Origin of the sequence: Marinicauda sp. Alg238-R41, assembly GCF_947331485.1 — a bacterium.
Taxonomy (GTDB): Bacteria; Pseudomonadota; Alphaproteobacteria; order Caulobacterales; family Maricaulaceae; genus Marinicauda; species Marinicauda pacifica.
In genome coordinates this window covers 1,499,783-1,513,118 of record NZ_CAMZOJ010000001.1, presented here as the reverse complement: position 1 = coordinate 1,513,118, position 13,336 = coordinate 1,499,783, and the positions used below count along the sequence as shown (strand labels likewise).

At 66.6% G+C, this 13,336-nt stretch carries 12 protein-coding genes; 5 read left to right on the top strand and 7 right to left on the bottom strand.

Annotation, left to right across the window (positions count from 1 at the left end; genetic code table 11):
* Positions 1-24 precede the first annotated feature (24 nt).
* Positions 25-966 carry an alpha/beta hydrolase family protein gene (locus tag PGP17_RS07220; protein ID WP_270374789.1) on the bottom strand — a complete coding sequence of 314 codons (942 nt, stop codon included), beginning with the start codon at positions 964-966 and terminating at the stop codon, positions 25-27.
* 119 nt (positions 967-1,085) lie between these two features.
* On the opposite strand from PGP17_RS07220, the gene PGP17_RS07215 reads away from it, so the two are divergent.
* Complete coding sequence (locus PGP17_RS07215; RefSeq protein ID WP_270374788.1) at positions 1,086-2,186, top strand: NADH:flavin oxidoreductase; 1,101 nt, start codon at positions 1,086-1,088, stop codon at positions 2,184-2,186.
* A gap of 11 nt (positions 2,187-2,197) precedes the next feature.
* On the opposite strand, the gene PGP17_RS07210 is transcribed toward PGP17_RS07215, so the two are convergent.
* Positions 2,198-2,833, bottom strand: a complete 636-nt coding sequence (locus PGP17_RS07210) for a glutathione S-transferase family protein (protein WP_270374787.1) — start codon at positions 2,831-2,833, stop codon at positions 2,198-2,200.
* Positions 2,834-2,853: 20 nt separating this feature from the next.
* On the bottom strand, positions 2,854-4,599 hold the full coding sequence (locus tag PGP17_RS07205) for an amidase (protein ID WP_270374786.1): 1,746 nt from the start codon (positions 4,597-4,599) through the stop codon (positions 2,854-2,856).
* Positions 4,600-4,791: 192 nt separating this feature from the next.
* Between PGP17_RS07205 and PGP17_RS07200 the strand changes: the two genes are divergently transcribed.
* Entirely contained in the window at positions 4,792-5,757 is a 966-nt protein-coding gene (locus PGP17_RS07200; protein ID WP_270374785.1) for a hypothetical protein, read from the top strand.
* A gap of 15 nt (positions 5,758-5,772) precedes the next feature.
* Positions 5,773-6,540, top strand: a complete 768-nt coding sequence (locus tag PGP17_RS07195) for a hypothetical protein (RefSeq protein WP_270374784.1) — start codon at positions 5,773-5,775, stop codon at positions 6,538-6,540.
* A 20-nt stretch (positions 6,541-6,560) separates the two neighbouring features.
* Here the strand turns inward: PGP17_RS07195 and PGP17_RS07190 are convergent, their stop codons facing one another.
* Both PGP17_RS07190 and PGP17_RS07185 read right to left on the bottom strand, forming a co-directional pair.
* On the bottom strand, positions 6,561-7,169 hold the full coding sequence (locus tag PGP17_RS07190; RefSeq protein ID WP_270374783.1) for an FMN-dependent NADH-azoreductase: 609 nt from the start codon (positions 7,167-7,169) through the stop codon (positions 6,561-6,563).
* Positions 7,170-7,306: 137 nt separating this feature from the next.
* On the bottom strand, positions 7,307-8,761 hold the full coding sequence (locus PGP17_RS07185; RefSeq protein ID WP_270374782.1) for a M20/M25/M40 family metallo-hydrolase: 1,455 nt from the start codon (positions 8,759-8,761) through the stop codon (positions 7,307-7,309).
* A 199-nt stretch (positions 8,762-8,960) separates the two neighbouring features.
* Between PGP17_RS07185 and PGP17_RS07180 the strand changes: the two genes are divergently transcribed.
* Both PGP17_RS07180 and PGP17_RS07175 read left to right on the top strand, forming a co-directional pair.
* On the top strand, positions 8,961-9,869 hold the full coding sequence (locus PGP17_RS07180) for an FkbM family methyltransferase (protein ID WP_270374781.1): 909 nt from the start codon (positions 8,961-8,963) through the stop codon (positions 9,867-9,869).
* A 63-nt stretch (positions 9,870-9,932) separates the two neighbouring features.
* Entirely contained in the window at positions 9,933-10,877 is a 945-nt protein-coding gene (locus tag PGP17_RS07175) for a pirin family protein (RefSeq protein ID WP_270374780.1), read from the top strand.
* Positions 10,878-10,886: 9 nt separating this feature from the next.
* Here the strand turns inward: PGP17_RS07175 and PGP17_RS07170 are convergent, their stop codons facing one another.
* Both PGP17_RS07170 and PGP17_RS07165 read right to left on the bottom strand, forming a co-directional pair.
* The gene (locus PGP17_RS07170; RefSeq protein ID WP_270374779.1) at positions 10,887-11,612 is read right to left on the bottom strand and encodes a ZIP family metal transporter; all 726 of its coding nucleotides are present in this window, start codon (positions 11,610-11,612) and stop codon (positions 10,887-10,889) included.
* A 45-nt stretch (positions 11,613-11,657) separates the two neighbouring features.
* Positions 11,658-12,992: a DEAD/DEAH box helicase gene (locus tag PGP17_RS07165; RefSeq protein ID WP_135943263.1), complete on the bottom strand. Its 1,335-nt coding sequence runs from the start codon at positions 12,990-12,992 to the stop codon at positions 11,658-11,660.
* Positions 12,993-13,336 lie beyond the last annotated feature (344 nt).

Sequence of the window (13,336 nt, the reverse complement as noted above, 5' to 3'; positions counted from 1 at the left end):
GCTCCGCTTGGAAAGCCCGGGCGATCAGCGCTCCGGTGCCAGCAGGCGATCGATTTCGGCCCGGATCGCCGGCCAGGCCGGTGCGGTGGGATCGATCAGCTCGAAATGTCCGGCTGCCTCCAGCGTGACCGCCCGGGCAGACTCCCCGGCCGCGCGGGCCAGCAAGACATAGCGATCGCCCAGCACGGGCGGCATGATCGGGTCCACTTCGCCGGAGATGATGATCTGCTTCACACCGAAGGGCAGCAGCTGCGCGGGCGAGATCTGCGCATAGACGTCGTCATCCATCGCCGCCTCGGCCCCGCCCAGCGCGTCGACCGTTCCCGGCTCCCCGCACCGGCCCGGACCGTGCGCGCGGTAGTCTTCAAGGTCGTTGATACCTGCCAGCGTGATCACACCGTCCGGCAGGAGCGGGTCCTCGCGATAAAGCGCGCTGCCGGGCTCCAGCGCTCCGCGCGCTGCCGCCCAGAGGGCAAGATGACCGCCGGCCGAGTGGCCGGTGAACACCAGCCGGTCGAGGTCGAGGCCGTAGGGGCCTGCCAGAACCCGCAAGTGATCGATGCCGGCGGCAATGTCCTCGAATGTGCCGGGATAGGCCCCGTCCTCATGACCGATGCGCGCATACTCGATATTCCAGACCGCCACGCCGTGCGCGCGCAAATCCTCGGCCAGATAGTCCTGCAGGATCGTTCCCGGCAGCGAGGCCTGCCAGCACCCGCCGTGGATCATCGCAACGACCGGATGCGGCCCCGGCCCCTCCGGCAACCAGAGCTCGCCGTATTCCAGATCGCCCTCGCCATACGCGATGCGCGCGTCTGCGCTGGCCCTCGCCCGCTCCAGCAGCTCGGAAAAGGAAATCGGGCGCTCGACCGTGCCGCCCGCGACCGGCGCGGTTTCAGGCGCCGTTGTGGCGCAAGCACCCGCCAGGGCCCAACCCGCCAGCAATGTCAGAACCGGCTTCATCATCTCGCCCCCCTTTTTGATTTGTCGCGGCCAAGTTGGTACGCGATGCCTTTATGTCTTGTCATCGGCTGGTGACCGCCCCACCTGAGGCCGCGAACCTGTTTAACATTGGAAGCTGATTCATGCCCGGACCCTCTGCCCTTTTCCGCCCGTTTTCCCTCGGCTCCCTCGAGCTGGCCAACCGGATCGTCATGGCACCCATGACCCGGTCCAAGAGCCCGGGCGGCGTTCCGGGAGAGGATGTCGCGGCCTACTACAAGCGGCGCGCCGAGAATGATGTCGGCCTCATCCTGACCGAAGGCACCACGATCGACCGCGAGGGTGCGAGCTTCGATCCCGCCATTCCCAACTTCCACACTGAAGAAGCGCTGCACGGCTGGGCGCGCGTCGTCGAAGCCGTCCACGCCGTTGGCGGCAAGATCGCGCCCCAGCTCTGGCATGTCGGCCTGGCGCGCAAGCCGGGCACCGGCCCTCATCCCGACGCGCCGTCCGACAGCCCGTCCGGTGTCCTGCCGGACGGCAAGATCATCGGCGAACCGATGACCGCGGAAGACATCGCCGACACGATTGCCGGTTTTGCCAAAGCCGCCAAGGCGGCGGTGGACATCGGCTTTGACGCGATCGAGCTGCACGGCGCGCACGGCTATCTGCTCGACCAGTTCTTCTGGGACGGCACCAACAAGCGCGATGACCGCTATGGCGGCGGACTGGTCGAGCGCACGACGCTGGTCCAGGAAATCGTGCGCGCGGTGCGCGCGGAAATCCCGGCCGACCTGCCTGTGATCCTGCGCTACTCGCAATGGAAGCAACAGGATTTCGAGGCGAAGCTCGCCTACACCCCGCAGGAGCTGGAAGCGTTCCTCGGTCCGCTCTCCGATGCCGGCGTCGACATGTTCCACGCCTCGACGCGCCGCTTCTGGCTGCCCGAATTCGAGGGCTCCGATCTCAACCTGGCCGGCTGGAGCAGGAAGCTGACCGGCAAGCCGGCGATCACGGTCGGCTCGGTCGGTCTGAACTCCGACTTCATGGGCGCCTTCATGGGCGAGAGCTCGCAGAAGAGCGACATCAACGCCCTGGTCGAGCGGATGGAGAATAACGAGTTCGATCTCGTCGCCATCGGCCGCGCTTTGCTCTCCGATCCGGCCTGGGCGCGAAAGGTCAGGCTGGGCCAGTTCGATGCGCTCGAAGACTTCAACGCCGAGGCATTGAAGGAGCTCGCCTAGGCACCTCCTGCCTAAACCTTGCCGCTTGGCCGGGCCTTGATGGCTTCGTGCCAGGCGGCGAGGTTTTCGGCGTCCCCGGGTGCTTCCATCTTCACCCAGCGGGCAAATTCCACGAAGACGTAGGCGCCGATATCGGCGACCGAGAAACTGTCTCCGCCCAACCACGCCGTCTCGCCCAGCCGGGTATCGAGCGCCTTGAAGAAGCGCATGCCCCGCGCCCGTCCGCGCTCGGCCAGCTCGGGAATTTGCGGCGTCGGGTCCGGTCCGGGCAAGGCCCGGTCCTTCATGGATTTGGAGGTATTGCGCAACACTTCCATGATTGCGCTCAGCCCCTCGAAATCGACGCGCCAGCTCCATTCGGCGACCATGGCCTTCTCCAGAGGCGTCGTGCCCATCAGCGGCGGATCGGGATAGACCTCCTCCAGCCAGCGCGCGATCGAGGCATTGTCGGACAGCACACTTCCGTCCTCCAGCTGCAGCGCCGGCACGGTGCAGCGCGGATTGATGGCGCGGAAGGTGTCGGAGAATTGCGCACCGTTTCGAAGATCGACTTCGATCACCTCGTGCGGCACGCGCTTTTCGGCCAGGACCATCCGGGCGCGTCGCGGGCTCGGTGCAGTCGGGCAGTCGTAGAATGTCAGGCCCACGGCGGGTCCTCCCTTGATGTTCAGAACCCGTCCGGGCGCCGCTGCGCCACGCCGAGTTCGTTTTCTATGGCCTGGGTCAGAGTGACGAGCCGGCCTTCCTCGAACAAGGGGCCCCACACGCTCGTCGTCATCGGGACCTCGACGGCAGGGGAGCTCTCGTCGGCGATCTCGCCGAACAGGGTGCGTGTCTGGCGTTGGACGAAGCCGGACCGGAACGTCATCTGGGGGTGGCCGGTAAAGTTCGTGATCAGCAGCATGTCCCCGGCGAAGTTGGGACCGATGATCGCGTCCAGCTCCGCGAAGCGCAGGTGCATCTCCTCCATGAGCTGACGGCGGAACCGGTCGGCATTGACCAGGTCGACCGCACTGGCAAAGCGCGCGCGCCGCCAGGTGTTCGGCCAGGCGGCCGGCTCCTGCCAGCGCAGCGCATCGTCGACATTGTCCAGCGTGAGATGTTCGAAGGCCGCCGCCGCCTCGCTCTCCAGCGTGATCAGCAGGCCGTCATGAGGCGCTTGCGGGATCGAGATTCCCACCAGCTCCACCCCGACGGCCCGGGCGGCTTCCAGCGCGTCGCGGTCGGGCTGAGGCGCGTCCTCGAACCAGGCCGGATCGTATCCGACACGCAGCCCGGCCGGCGAGGCGTCGAAATCCATCTCGAAGCCGTGCGCCAGGCTGGCCGGGTCGTCCGCGCTGTCCCCGTTCATCACCGCGAGGACCAGCGCGGCGTCGTTCGCGCTGCGCACCAGCGGACCGATCTTGTCGAGGCTCCAGCACAAGGCCATCGCCCCGTCACGCGCCACCCGGCCAAAAGTCGGGCGCAGGCCCGTCGCGCCGCACCGGTGGGCGGGCGAGACGATGGAGCCCATCGTCTCGGTGCCGATCGCGAAGCTGGCAAGGCCGGCCGCGACCGCCGCGGCCGACCCGGCCGAGGAGCCCGAGCTGCCTTCCTCGGTGTTGAACGGATTTCGTGTCTGTCCGCCGAACCAGACATCGCCATAGGCCAGCGCGCCCAGCGTCGTCTTGCCCAGCAGCACCGCCCCCGCGGCGTCCAGCCGGGTGGCGACGCTCGCCGTCGTCTCCGCCACCCGGTCGCGATAGGGCGTTGCGCCCCAGGTCGCGGGCAGGCCGGCCACGTCGATGATATCCTTCAGCGCATAGGGAATGCCGTGCAGCGCGCCGCGCACATGGCCGCGCGCGCGTTCCCGGTCCATCGCCTCGGCGCAGTCCAGCGCCCGCTCGCGTGTCACGGTGACGAAGCACTCCAGAAGCGGCGCGTGGCGCTCGATCCGCGACAGATAGATCTCGGTCAGCTCCACGCTCGTCAATGCACCGCTCGACAGCCAGGCCTGCTGAGCCCAGACCGGCGCGAAGGCAATATCCTCGCGCGACGCCGGTCTCGGCCCGGCCTCTCCCGGCACGCCCCGGACCAGATCGGACTGCGCCCGATAGCCGCCCGTCTTCAGGCGCGGATCGAAGGTCAGGGCCGGTGCAAGGGCGTTGGGATGCTCCAGTGCGCGCAGACGCTCGGCGCGTGAGATCCAGGCGTCGATGCCCTGCACCATCATCTCGCGCTCTGCTGGCGTGTAGTCGACGCCCATCAGCGGCTCGGCGCACTCCAGCATGGCCGCGTCGATCGAATCGCCAGGCCCGGTCTGCGCATGTGCCCGTGAGGCCACACCGGCCACGGCCCCGCCAGCGGCCAGCGCCAGCATGTCCCGGCGCGTGGCGCCATGACCGCGAGCTTGCGTCTTCGCTTTGTTGCCCATGCCGCACCTCACCCGCGCTTTATTCTCAAGACGATAGCCAGCCTAGCGGCACACGGGACAGGAGCAAGGCAGCGCCGGGAAAACACAAAAACTCTTCGAATGGCCACATTGCTGCCCTGTTGAGGACGCCGACTGGCCTCAGGGTTAACGCTGAGTTAATGTAAACAAAACCCGGAGGGGGGCCTCCTCAAGATGCCTGACGATACGATCGAGACCTCGAGCCGGGCGGATTCGAACCTTCTGTTCGAGAATCTGCGCGGTGAGGGCAAGGTGAACGACAAAACGGAACGAAAAGCGCACTCGCTTTCCGACCGGCTGACGCAGGCGTATTACCGCGCGGCGGCCGATTTCGACACATATCTGGAATTCCGGCGCGCGAAGAAAATTCGCCGCGCCGCGCAGTATCCAGACAGCCACATCATGCACTTCTCCATCCTTGCGGCACTCGTGCTGTTCGAGGGGCTGGCCAATGCCTACTTCTTTTCCAAGGGGTCCGATCTCGGTCTTCTGGGCGGCTGGATCCAGGCGATCACCGTGGCCTTTACCAATGTCATCGCGGCCTTCTTCCTGATCGGCTTCCTGTCCATACGCGGCCTGTCCAATCCCAAGCGGCCGGTCACGTTCGGCGCCGCGCTGGTCAGCCTGCCGCTGGCCATCGTCGCCATCGGCTTTCTGAACTTCTCCGCCGCCCATTACCGCGACCTGCTGGAGCTGAATGCCGCAACGCTGGCGCTCGGCGATGCGGATGTCACCGGGGAGATTCTCGCCCCCGTCAGCCGCGCGCTGACGTTTGCGCCGTTTGAAACGCTCGAAGCGCTCCTGCTCTTCGTGCTCGGCGTCACGTTTGCCGCCATTGCAGCATTCAAGGGCGCGACATTCGATGACCCGGTGATCGGCTATGGCTCGGTCCAGCGCCGTCTCGAACGCTCGGCGGCCGAGCTTGCCGCCGTGCTCAAGCAGATGCCGTGGGATAGCAGCGGCACGCCCTCGGGCGGGGTCCGCACGCTCGGTCATGCGCGAGAGACCAAGATCGCCATCGACGAATTCTTCGCCAGCCTGGTCGGTCAGAACGAGGTCGACGACGATGTGGACCGTGCCCAGGGCCGCCAGCGGCGTGACGATGACAGTGCGCCCCCGCCTCCGCCCCGTCCGCGCTAGGCGGGGACCCACACGATGCGCAGCAAGGACCTCCTCGGCGTTTTCAATCTGATCGTTGTCGTCAGCGTACTCGGCGCGATCAGCTATGCGGCTCTGGTGCTGCAGCCGGCCGAATACGATCCTGAAACCCTGTGCCTGGCCGGGGAGCAACCCGCGCATACGGTCGTCGTGATCGACAAGACCGATCTCTACAGTCCGCGCCAGGCCGAGCTGATCCTGGCCCGGATTCTTGAAGCGCGCGACCGGCTCGCCATCGGCGAACGCCTCTCCCTGTTCGAACTCGACGAGCGCGGAGAGCTCGAAGACAGCAATTTCTCGCTCTGCAATCCGGGACGCGGCGCGCAGATCAATCCGCTCTACCGCAATCCGACCCGGGTCGAGGCGCGCTACCAGGCCCTCTTCGAACGTCCGCTGCAGAGCGTGCTGACCGATCTGGTCGAGCCGAAGAACGCCCCGCGCAGCCCGATCATCGAGGCGCTGGCGCGCCTGGCCCAGAATCCCGATTTCGACCGCACCACGCCGGGGCGCGACATCGTTCTGGTGTCCGACATGCTGCAGAATTCCGAGCTGTTTTCGGTGTATGGCAATGCGCGCCTTCCCGACCCGCGTCTCGTCGCAGCAGAGATCGAACGCGAATACGGCGAGGTGCTCGCCGGCGTGCGCGTGCACATTCACCTGATCCCGCGAGACGGGTGGGAAAGCCAGCAGGCCGGGGGCATCCAGACCTACTGGCAGGAAATCTTCCGCTCTCTGGGCATGCGCGACAGCTGGAGCGGCCTCTAAAGGCCGTCCCGCCCTCGCCGCTAGGCTGCCCGGGCGACCTCTTGCGGTCGTTCGGCCAGCGCGCGGACCGCATCGCGCTCCGCCTCGCTGAGGAAGGGCCAGCGGCCCGCATCGACGATGCGCACATCGTCAATCCCCATGAAACCCAGCACGTGGCGCAGATAGGGCGTGGCGAAATCGACATCGCTGCCCACCGGCACACCGCCCGAGGCAACGACCAGCCAAGCCGTGCGTCCGCCGAGCAGGCCCTCGGGCCCGGCCTCGCTGTAGCGGAAGGTCAGGCGCGCACGCGCGACCTTATCGACCCAGGCCTTGAGGGCAGCCGGGATCGCGAAATTGTAGATCGGCACACCGATGACGATGTCGCTGGCCGCCCTCAATTCTTCCACCAGCGCATCGGACTGCGCCAGCACCGCCTTCTGGGCCTCGCTGCGCTCTTCGGCCGGGGTGAAATTGGCCCCGACCCAGTCGTGATCGACGGCCTCGATCGGGTCCGTGGCCAGGTTGCGCACCGTTACGCGGCCGCTCTCGCCGGCCAGCGCAGACGCGAGGATATCGGACAACTCCCGGCTCACAGAACCGTCAATCTGGGCGCTCGTATCGATGCGAAGGATTTGGGGGGGGCTCATCGCGATTCTCCGTTCGTTGACGGTCACAGACCGTGTTCGACCGGAAGATGGTTTGACGCCGCTCCTGACATAAGAGACGCGGCCGGAAGTATATTGTTTCCAGTTTGGAAAACGACTTCCGGCCGCGCTTTGCCGACTTAGTTGGCCTCGTCGTCGCTCGTGTCTTCATCGTCCTGCGGCCGGAAATCGACCGGCAGTTCTGCCGCCATGTAGGTGAACATCGCCCAGGCCGCGACATTCTGGGCAAGCTCGCCCTCGTCGATCTTGTCCAGCGTATCGTCCGGCGTGTGGTGGTAGTTGAAATAGTCCTCGCCGTTCTGGGCCAGGCGGGCCATCGGCACGCCAGCATATTGCAGCGGGATCATGTCCGGGCCGCCGCCGCCTTCATTGTCGCCGCGCAGGATGCCGAGGAAGGCGAGCTCGCGTGCCATGGCGTCCATGACCGGCAGGGCGTGCTCGCCCACATTGCTGTCGAAACGCCAGATCTCGCGCGCGCCAAAATCGGACTCCGACCCGATCACGTGATCGTCCAGCGTCCCGTCTTCCTCGCGGGCGGCGGCGTAGGCGCGTGCGCCCACTAGGCCGACTTCTTCCGCCCCGAACAGCACGACGCGGATCGTCCGGCGCGGATGCTGGTCCAAATCGCCGATCAGCTTGGCCGCCGCCATGGTGATGGCCACGCCCGCCCCGTCGTCCAGCGCGCCGGTGCCCAGATCCCAGCTGTCCAGATGCCCGCCGATGACCACGATCTCTTCGGGTGCCTCGCGGCCGGGAATCTCGCCGATCACGTTGCCGGACACCACTTCGCCGCGCCAGCCGGCATTGGTGTTCAGGCTCATGACGATCGGCTCTCCGCTCTCATGGATGCGCTCGATCTGGTCGGCATCGGGCGCAGAGACCGCGACCACCGGGATTTCCGGCATGCGTTCGTCGGGAAAGCCCATCATGCCGGTATGCGCAAAGCGATGGCTCGACGTGCCGACCGAGCGCACGACCACGCCCACCGCACCGCGGTTTTCAGCCTCGACCCAGCCCGAACGCCGCTTGCGGTTGGCCCAGCCATAGCCTTCCCCGGTGCGCGAGGCGACCATGCGGTCGTTGACATAGACCAGCTTGCCCTCCAGCGCGTCGGACGCATCGTCGAACGTCAGGAGATCGTCATAGCTGTCGAAGAAGACGATTTCCGCCTCGAGCCCGGCCTCCGGCGTCGAGCCTGCACCACCCAGAGAGGTCGCGTAGACCGGCTGGGGGTAGGGCGAGACGATCGCCACGTCCTCATAAATGGTCTCGCCGCGCGTCCATAGATCGAGCGCAAACTCCTCCACCCGCACATTCTCGAACCCGAGCTCGCGCAGCATCTCCACGCCCCATTCGCGCGCACGCGCTTCCTGCGGCGTGCCGGCCAGGCGCGGACCGACTTCGGTCGTCAGCGATTCCACGATCTCATAGGCCAGGTCGCTTTCCAGCGCCGTCTCGGCGAGCTGACGGGCGGTCCCGGCAACATCGTCGGATAACTCATAGCGCTCGTCCTGCGCATGGACCGTGGCGCCGGCCAGGCCGATGACGCCTGCGGCAACAAGGGTTCGCAACATGAAAGGATCTCCCCGAAGCAGTCTTGGATGGATGTTGGCGCCAGACTAGGCCACGGGCGCCCGGGTGGAAACCGGCCCTGTCCGCCCAACCGCTGCCTAGCCACCGCATGGCGGCGCACCGCGGAACACCGGGGCCGGACCGGCGTCGATGTTCAATCTGGATGTTTCCCTATGGGCCGCGCGCGTTATAAGCAAAATCATGAGCACCCCGCACGACACCGAGACTGAGACCGGGTTTGAGCCCCTGCCCGACGCCGCCACCCAGGAGCGCATTCCTGCGCCCGGAACGCCGGAGCCGCGCCACGGCACCTATCGCCCTGGCCTCGCCGGCAAGGTGGGCCTCGCCATCGGACGTCACCTGCCCGCCAACCGCACCGGCTTGCGCCTGGCCGGTCTCGCCCGTCCGCTCGCCCTCACCGGTTTGAGCGACGGGGTCGCGGACGTGGAAGCGCTCGGGTTGAAGCTGCGCCTGCACCCGAAGGACAACCTGTCGGAAAAGCGCCTCTTCATGACACCCCAATGCTTCGATCCCCAGGAGCTCGCGGCGCTGGGAGAGGTGATGGGTCCAGGGCGGATATTCATCGATATCGGTGCGAATGCCGGCGCCTATGCGCTGTTTGCCGCGCGCGCCGGCGGACCTCGCTCGCGCGTCATCGCCGTCGAGCCCCAGCGCGAGATGCGCAAGCGCATGCGGTTCAATGCCGAGGCGAACGAACTCTCCAATCTGGAAATATCCGGCGTCGCGCTGGCCGACTATGAAGGCGAAAGCGTGATGCGCCTGGTCGGCGACAACAAGGGGCGCGCGGCCCTCGAAACCGCGCCGGGAGAGCGCGGCGAGGCCGTGCGCGTCACGACGCTGAAGACCTTGCTGGAAGAGCACCGCGTGGAGCGGCTCGATGCGATGAAGATCGACGTGGAAGGCGGCGAGGCCGCCATCCTTTCAGCCTATTTCCACGATGTTCAGCGCGGTGCCTGGCCGCAGCTCATCATCCTGGAGCGCCCCTCGGTCAATGCGGCATCCGGCGCGGACGACCCGGTCGCTCTTGCCTGTGCGAAAGGCTACCGGGTGGCGCGCGAGACGCGCATGAATGCTATCTTGACCCTCTAGCGCAGATCGGCGCGGCGCGTCCGGTCGACTGCAGGATCCTGGCTTGAAAAAGGAGACCGGCGCATGGCCGACCGCGCACTCGACATCGTCATCGATGGCCGCACCAAGGATCTGGGCGGCTTCCAGGTCTCCCGTGTCCTGCCCTTTGCGAAACGGCGCCTCGTCGGCCCCTTCATCTTCCTCGACGAAATGGGACCGGCGACCTTCAAGCCCGGCGACGGCATCGACGTGCGCCCTCATCCCCATATCGGGCTCGCAACGGTCACCTATCTGTTCGACGGCGAGATGGACCATGCCGACAGCCTGGGCGTCTTCCAGACGATCTATCCCGGCGACGTCAACTGGATGACGGCCGGACGCGGCATCGTGCATTCCGAACGCACCGGCCTGGCCGCGCGCGAAACCGGGTTTCACCTGCACGGAATCCAGACCTGGGTCGCCCTGCCCGAAGACCGTGAAGACACCGAGCCGGCCTTCCACCACCATCCCGGAAACGCCCTGCCCGACTTCAAGACCGGCGGCGTGTCCATGCGCCTCATCCTGGGCACGGCCTACGGTCACGAAAGCCCGGTCGAGGTTTTCTCCCCCATCGTCTACATCCACGCCGAAGCGGAAGCTGGCGCCGTGTTCGATCTACCCGGCGAGCACGAGGAGCTGGCGGTCTACGTTGTTTCCGGCGCAATCGAGCTTGGCGGCGAGCGCATTGCCACGGGGCAGCTGGCAGTCCTGGCCGATGGTCAGGCCGGTGAGGTCAGCGTCCAGGAAGCTAGCCGGCTGATGATCCTCGGCGGCGCGTCCATGGGCAAGCGCTTCATCGAATGGAATTTCGTCGCCTCAACGAAGCAGCAGATCGAGACCGCCAAGCAGGACTGGCGCGACTCCATCGCGAACGGGTTTGACGGCACGCGCTTCACCCAGGCGCGCGGTGAAACCGAATACATCCCCCTGCCCGGCGATCCCGAACCCGGCGAGCCGCCCCGGCCCACCAAAGACTGTCCCACCACGTAAGGCGACGCCTCACCCCAGATAGAGGTCACCGGCCAGGCCCAGCGCGAAGCCCGCGACGGCGCCCAGCGCCGGTGCCCGGCGGGTATCCAGATGAGATTCGGGGATGACGTCCTGCACGGTCAGGAAGGTGACCCCGCCAGCGCTGAACAGCAGGATGATGCCCAGCAGTCCGGTATTCTCGGCCAGAACCGCCTGGCCAAACCAGGCCGCGAGGGGGCCGAACACGACCAGTCCGGCGAAGAGGAGCAGCAGGAGGCGGGCGCGCGTCCGCGTCGGCTCGTCCATCCCATGATAGGCGTTGAAGCCCTCCGGCAGGTTTTGAAGCGTGATCATGAGGGCGATGGCCAGACCGCTTTCGCCCAGCGCCATCAGCGCGCCGAGCGCAATGGCCTCAGGCACGAAATCGAGCAGCATCGCCATGAGCTGCCCGAAATTGCCGAAGCGGGCCAGAAAGGCGTCGAGGGCATAGAAGACCGCCCCGCCTGCCGCGAACGCGAAGAGCGCAACGGCCGGGGAGACATGCTCTACCCCCTGGGGCACCAGCACCAGCGCCACGGCCGCGATCAGCACCCCGCCGCCGAAGGACAGAAAGCCATGGCGCGCGGCCGGTGTGGTCCAGCTGGGATGGACCATGTCGAACCGGGCCAGCATCGCCCCGATCGGTATGGTGATCCCGGCAAGCGTCGCCAGGAGAAGCGGATAGAGCACGGGCGCGATCCCTGATTGGCTCAACAACCAGACAGGGATCGCGCCCGCATCGCTCTACGTCAAGGCTGGAGCCTATCCGTTCTGGCGCTGGCCCTGCGGCTTGTTGCCGGGCCGGCGATTGCGCTGGGACCCGCCACCGGGCTTGCCCCCGCCCTGATAGCCCTGGCGCTGGCCCTGCGGCTTGCCGCCGCCGGCACGGCGCGGACGATTGCCGCCCCCGCCACCACCGCCGCCCGAGCGGCCCTTGCCCGAACCGGGGCGCGGCAGGCCATGCACGAAGGGCGGTGCATCGTTCAGGGTGCGGATCCTGAGCTTGGTCAGCGTCTCGATATCGTGGAGCAGGACCCGCTCGTCCGGCGCGCAGAACGCGACGGCCCGGCCCGAAGCCCCGGCACGCGCCGTCCGCCCGATGCGGTGAACATAGGATTCGGCCACGTTGGGCAGCTCGTAATTCACGATCAGGCCGACATCGTCGATGTCGATGCCGCGCGCGGCAATATCGGTCGCGACCAGGATCGGCGCACCGCCCTCTTTAAACGCGCGCAAAGCGCGTTCGCGTTGGGGCTGGCTCTTGTTGCCGTGGATCGCATTGGCCTTGTGGCCATAGCTGATCAGCATCGAGGTCACCTTGTCCGCACCGCGCTTGGTGCGGGTGAAGATGATGGTACGCGTGCCCACTTCCTTGGCCATCAGATCGGTCAGCGCGGCCGGCTTCTCGCCGGTATCCACGAACATCACCGCCTGCTCGATGCGGTCGACCGTTTGCGATTGCGGGGTCACCGAGACCGTCACCGGGCGCGACAGGAAATCGTCGGCCAGCTTGCGGATGGGCGGCGGCATGGTGGCCGAATACATCACCGTCTGGCGCGGCTTGCCAACGGCGGACAGGATGCGGCGGATGGCCGGCATGAAACCGAGATCCAGCATCTGGTCGGCTTCGTCCAGGATGACCGTGGAGGTCAGGTCCAGGCGCGCCTTGCCGGAATCGACATGGTCGAGCAGACGGCCCGGCGTCGCGACGAGAATATCCAGACCGCGCGCCAGCGCACGGATCTGACCGCCCGCCTTCACGCCGCCGAAGATGACCGCATGGGTCAGGCCGGTATAGCGCCCGTAGGCGGCAATGCTGGCATCGATCTGCGAGGCCAGCTCGCGCGTCGGCGCCATGATCAACGCGCGGCACGAGCGGCCGGGCGCCTGCTTGTTTTCTTCAAGAAGCCGGCTCAGCAGCGGCAGCACGAAGGCCGCCGTCTTGCCGGTACCGGTCTGGGCGATACCCACGACATCCTGACCGTTCAGAACGGCCGGAATGGATTTTCCCTGGATCGGGGTCGGGGTGTCGTATCCTTCTTCGCTCACAGCACGAAGGACGGGCTCGGCCAGGCCGAGTTCGGTAAATTTGGTCAAATCATTCCTCACGGGCGGCCACGCGCAATACCGCCGTGGCTCGCCGAATAGATCACATGGTGGACAACTGCGCAGATCAGCCGCCGTCGACAGGGTCAAGAGACCCCGCGCCCGGACAGGTGCCAGAGAGAACCCGGCTCATCCGATCGAGACCGCTGGAGGATGAAACAAATCATCGCCTCTACGCTGCGGCACTCATGCGCTGACAAGGCGTATGACGGGATTTCGCGGCAAAAGCAAGGCACTCTGCAGGTACGCCCCCCGCCACACGTCCAAACCGGTTGCTGCCCGCCCGGAACCGGGTGACGATGGCCGGCATTGCGTTCCCGTCACCTGCTAAGCAA

What these genes read in the sequence shown, in the direction of transcription:
- PGP17_RS07220 (WP_270374789.1), bottom strand. Translation starts at nt 966, where the DNA reads ATGATGAAGCCGGTTCTGACATTGCTGGCGGGTTGGGCCCTGGCGGGT.
- PGP17_RS07215 (WP_270374788.1), top strand. Translation starts at nt 1,086, where the DNA reads ATGCCCGGACCCTCTGCCCTTTTCCGCCCGTTTTCCCTCGGCTCCCTC.
- PGP17_RS07205 (WP_270374786.1), bottom strand. Translation starts at nt 4,599, where the DNA reads ATGGGCAACAAAGCGAAGACGCAAGCTCGCGGTCATGGCGCCACGCGC.
- PGP17_RS07200 (WP_270374785.1), top strand. Translation starts at nt 4,792, where the DNA reads ATGCCTGACGATACGATCGAGACCTCGAGCCGGGCGGATTCGAACCTT.
- PGP17_RS07195 (WP_270374784.1), top strand. Translation starts at nt 5,773, where the DNA reads ATGCGCAGCAAGGACCTCCTCGGCGTTTTCAATCTGATCGTTGTCGTC.
- PGP17_RS07190 (WP_270374783.1), bottom strand. Translation starts at nt 7,169, where the DNA reads ATGAGCCCCCCCCAAATCCTTCGCATCGATACGAGCGCCCAGATTGAC.
- PGP17_RS07185 (WP_270374782.1), bottom strand. Translation starts at nt 8,761, where the DNA reads ATGTTGCGAACCCTTGTTGCCGCAGGCGTCATCGGCCTGGCCGGCGCC.
- PGP17_RS07180 (WP_270374781.1), top strand. Translation starts at nt 8,961, where the DNA reads ATGAGCACCCCGCACGACACCGAGACTGAGACCGGGTTTGAGCCCCTG.
- PGP17_RS07175 (WP_270374780.1), top strand. Translation starts at nt 9,933, where the DNA reads ATGGCCGACCGCGCACTCGACATCGTCATCGATGGCCGCACCAAGGAT.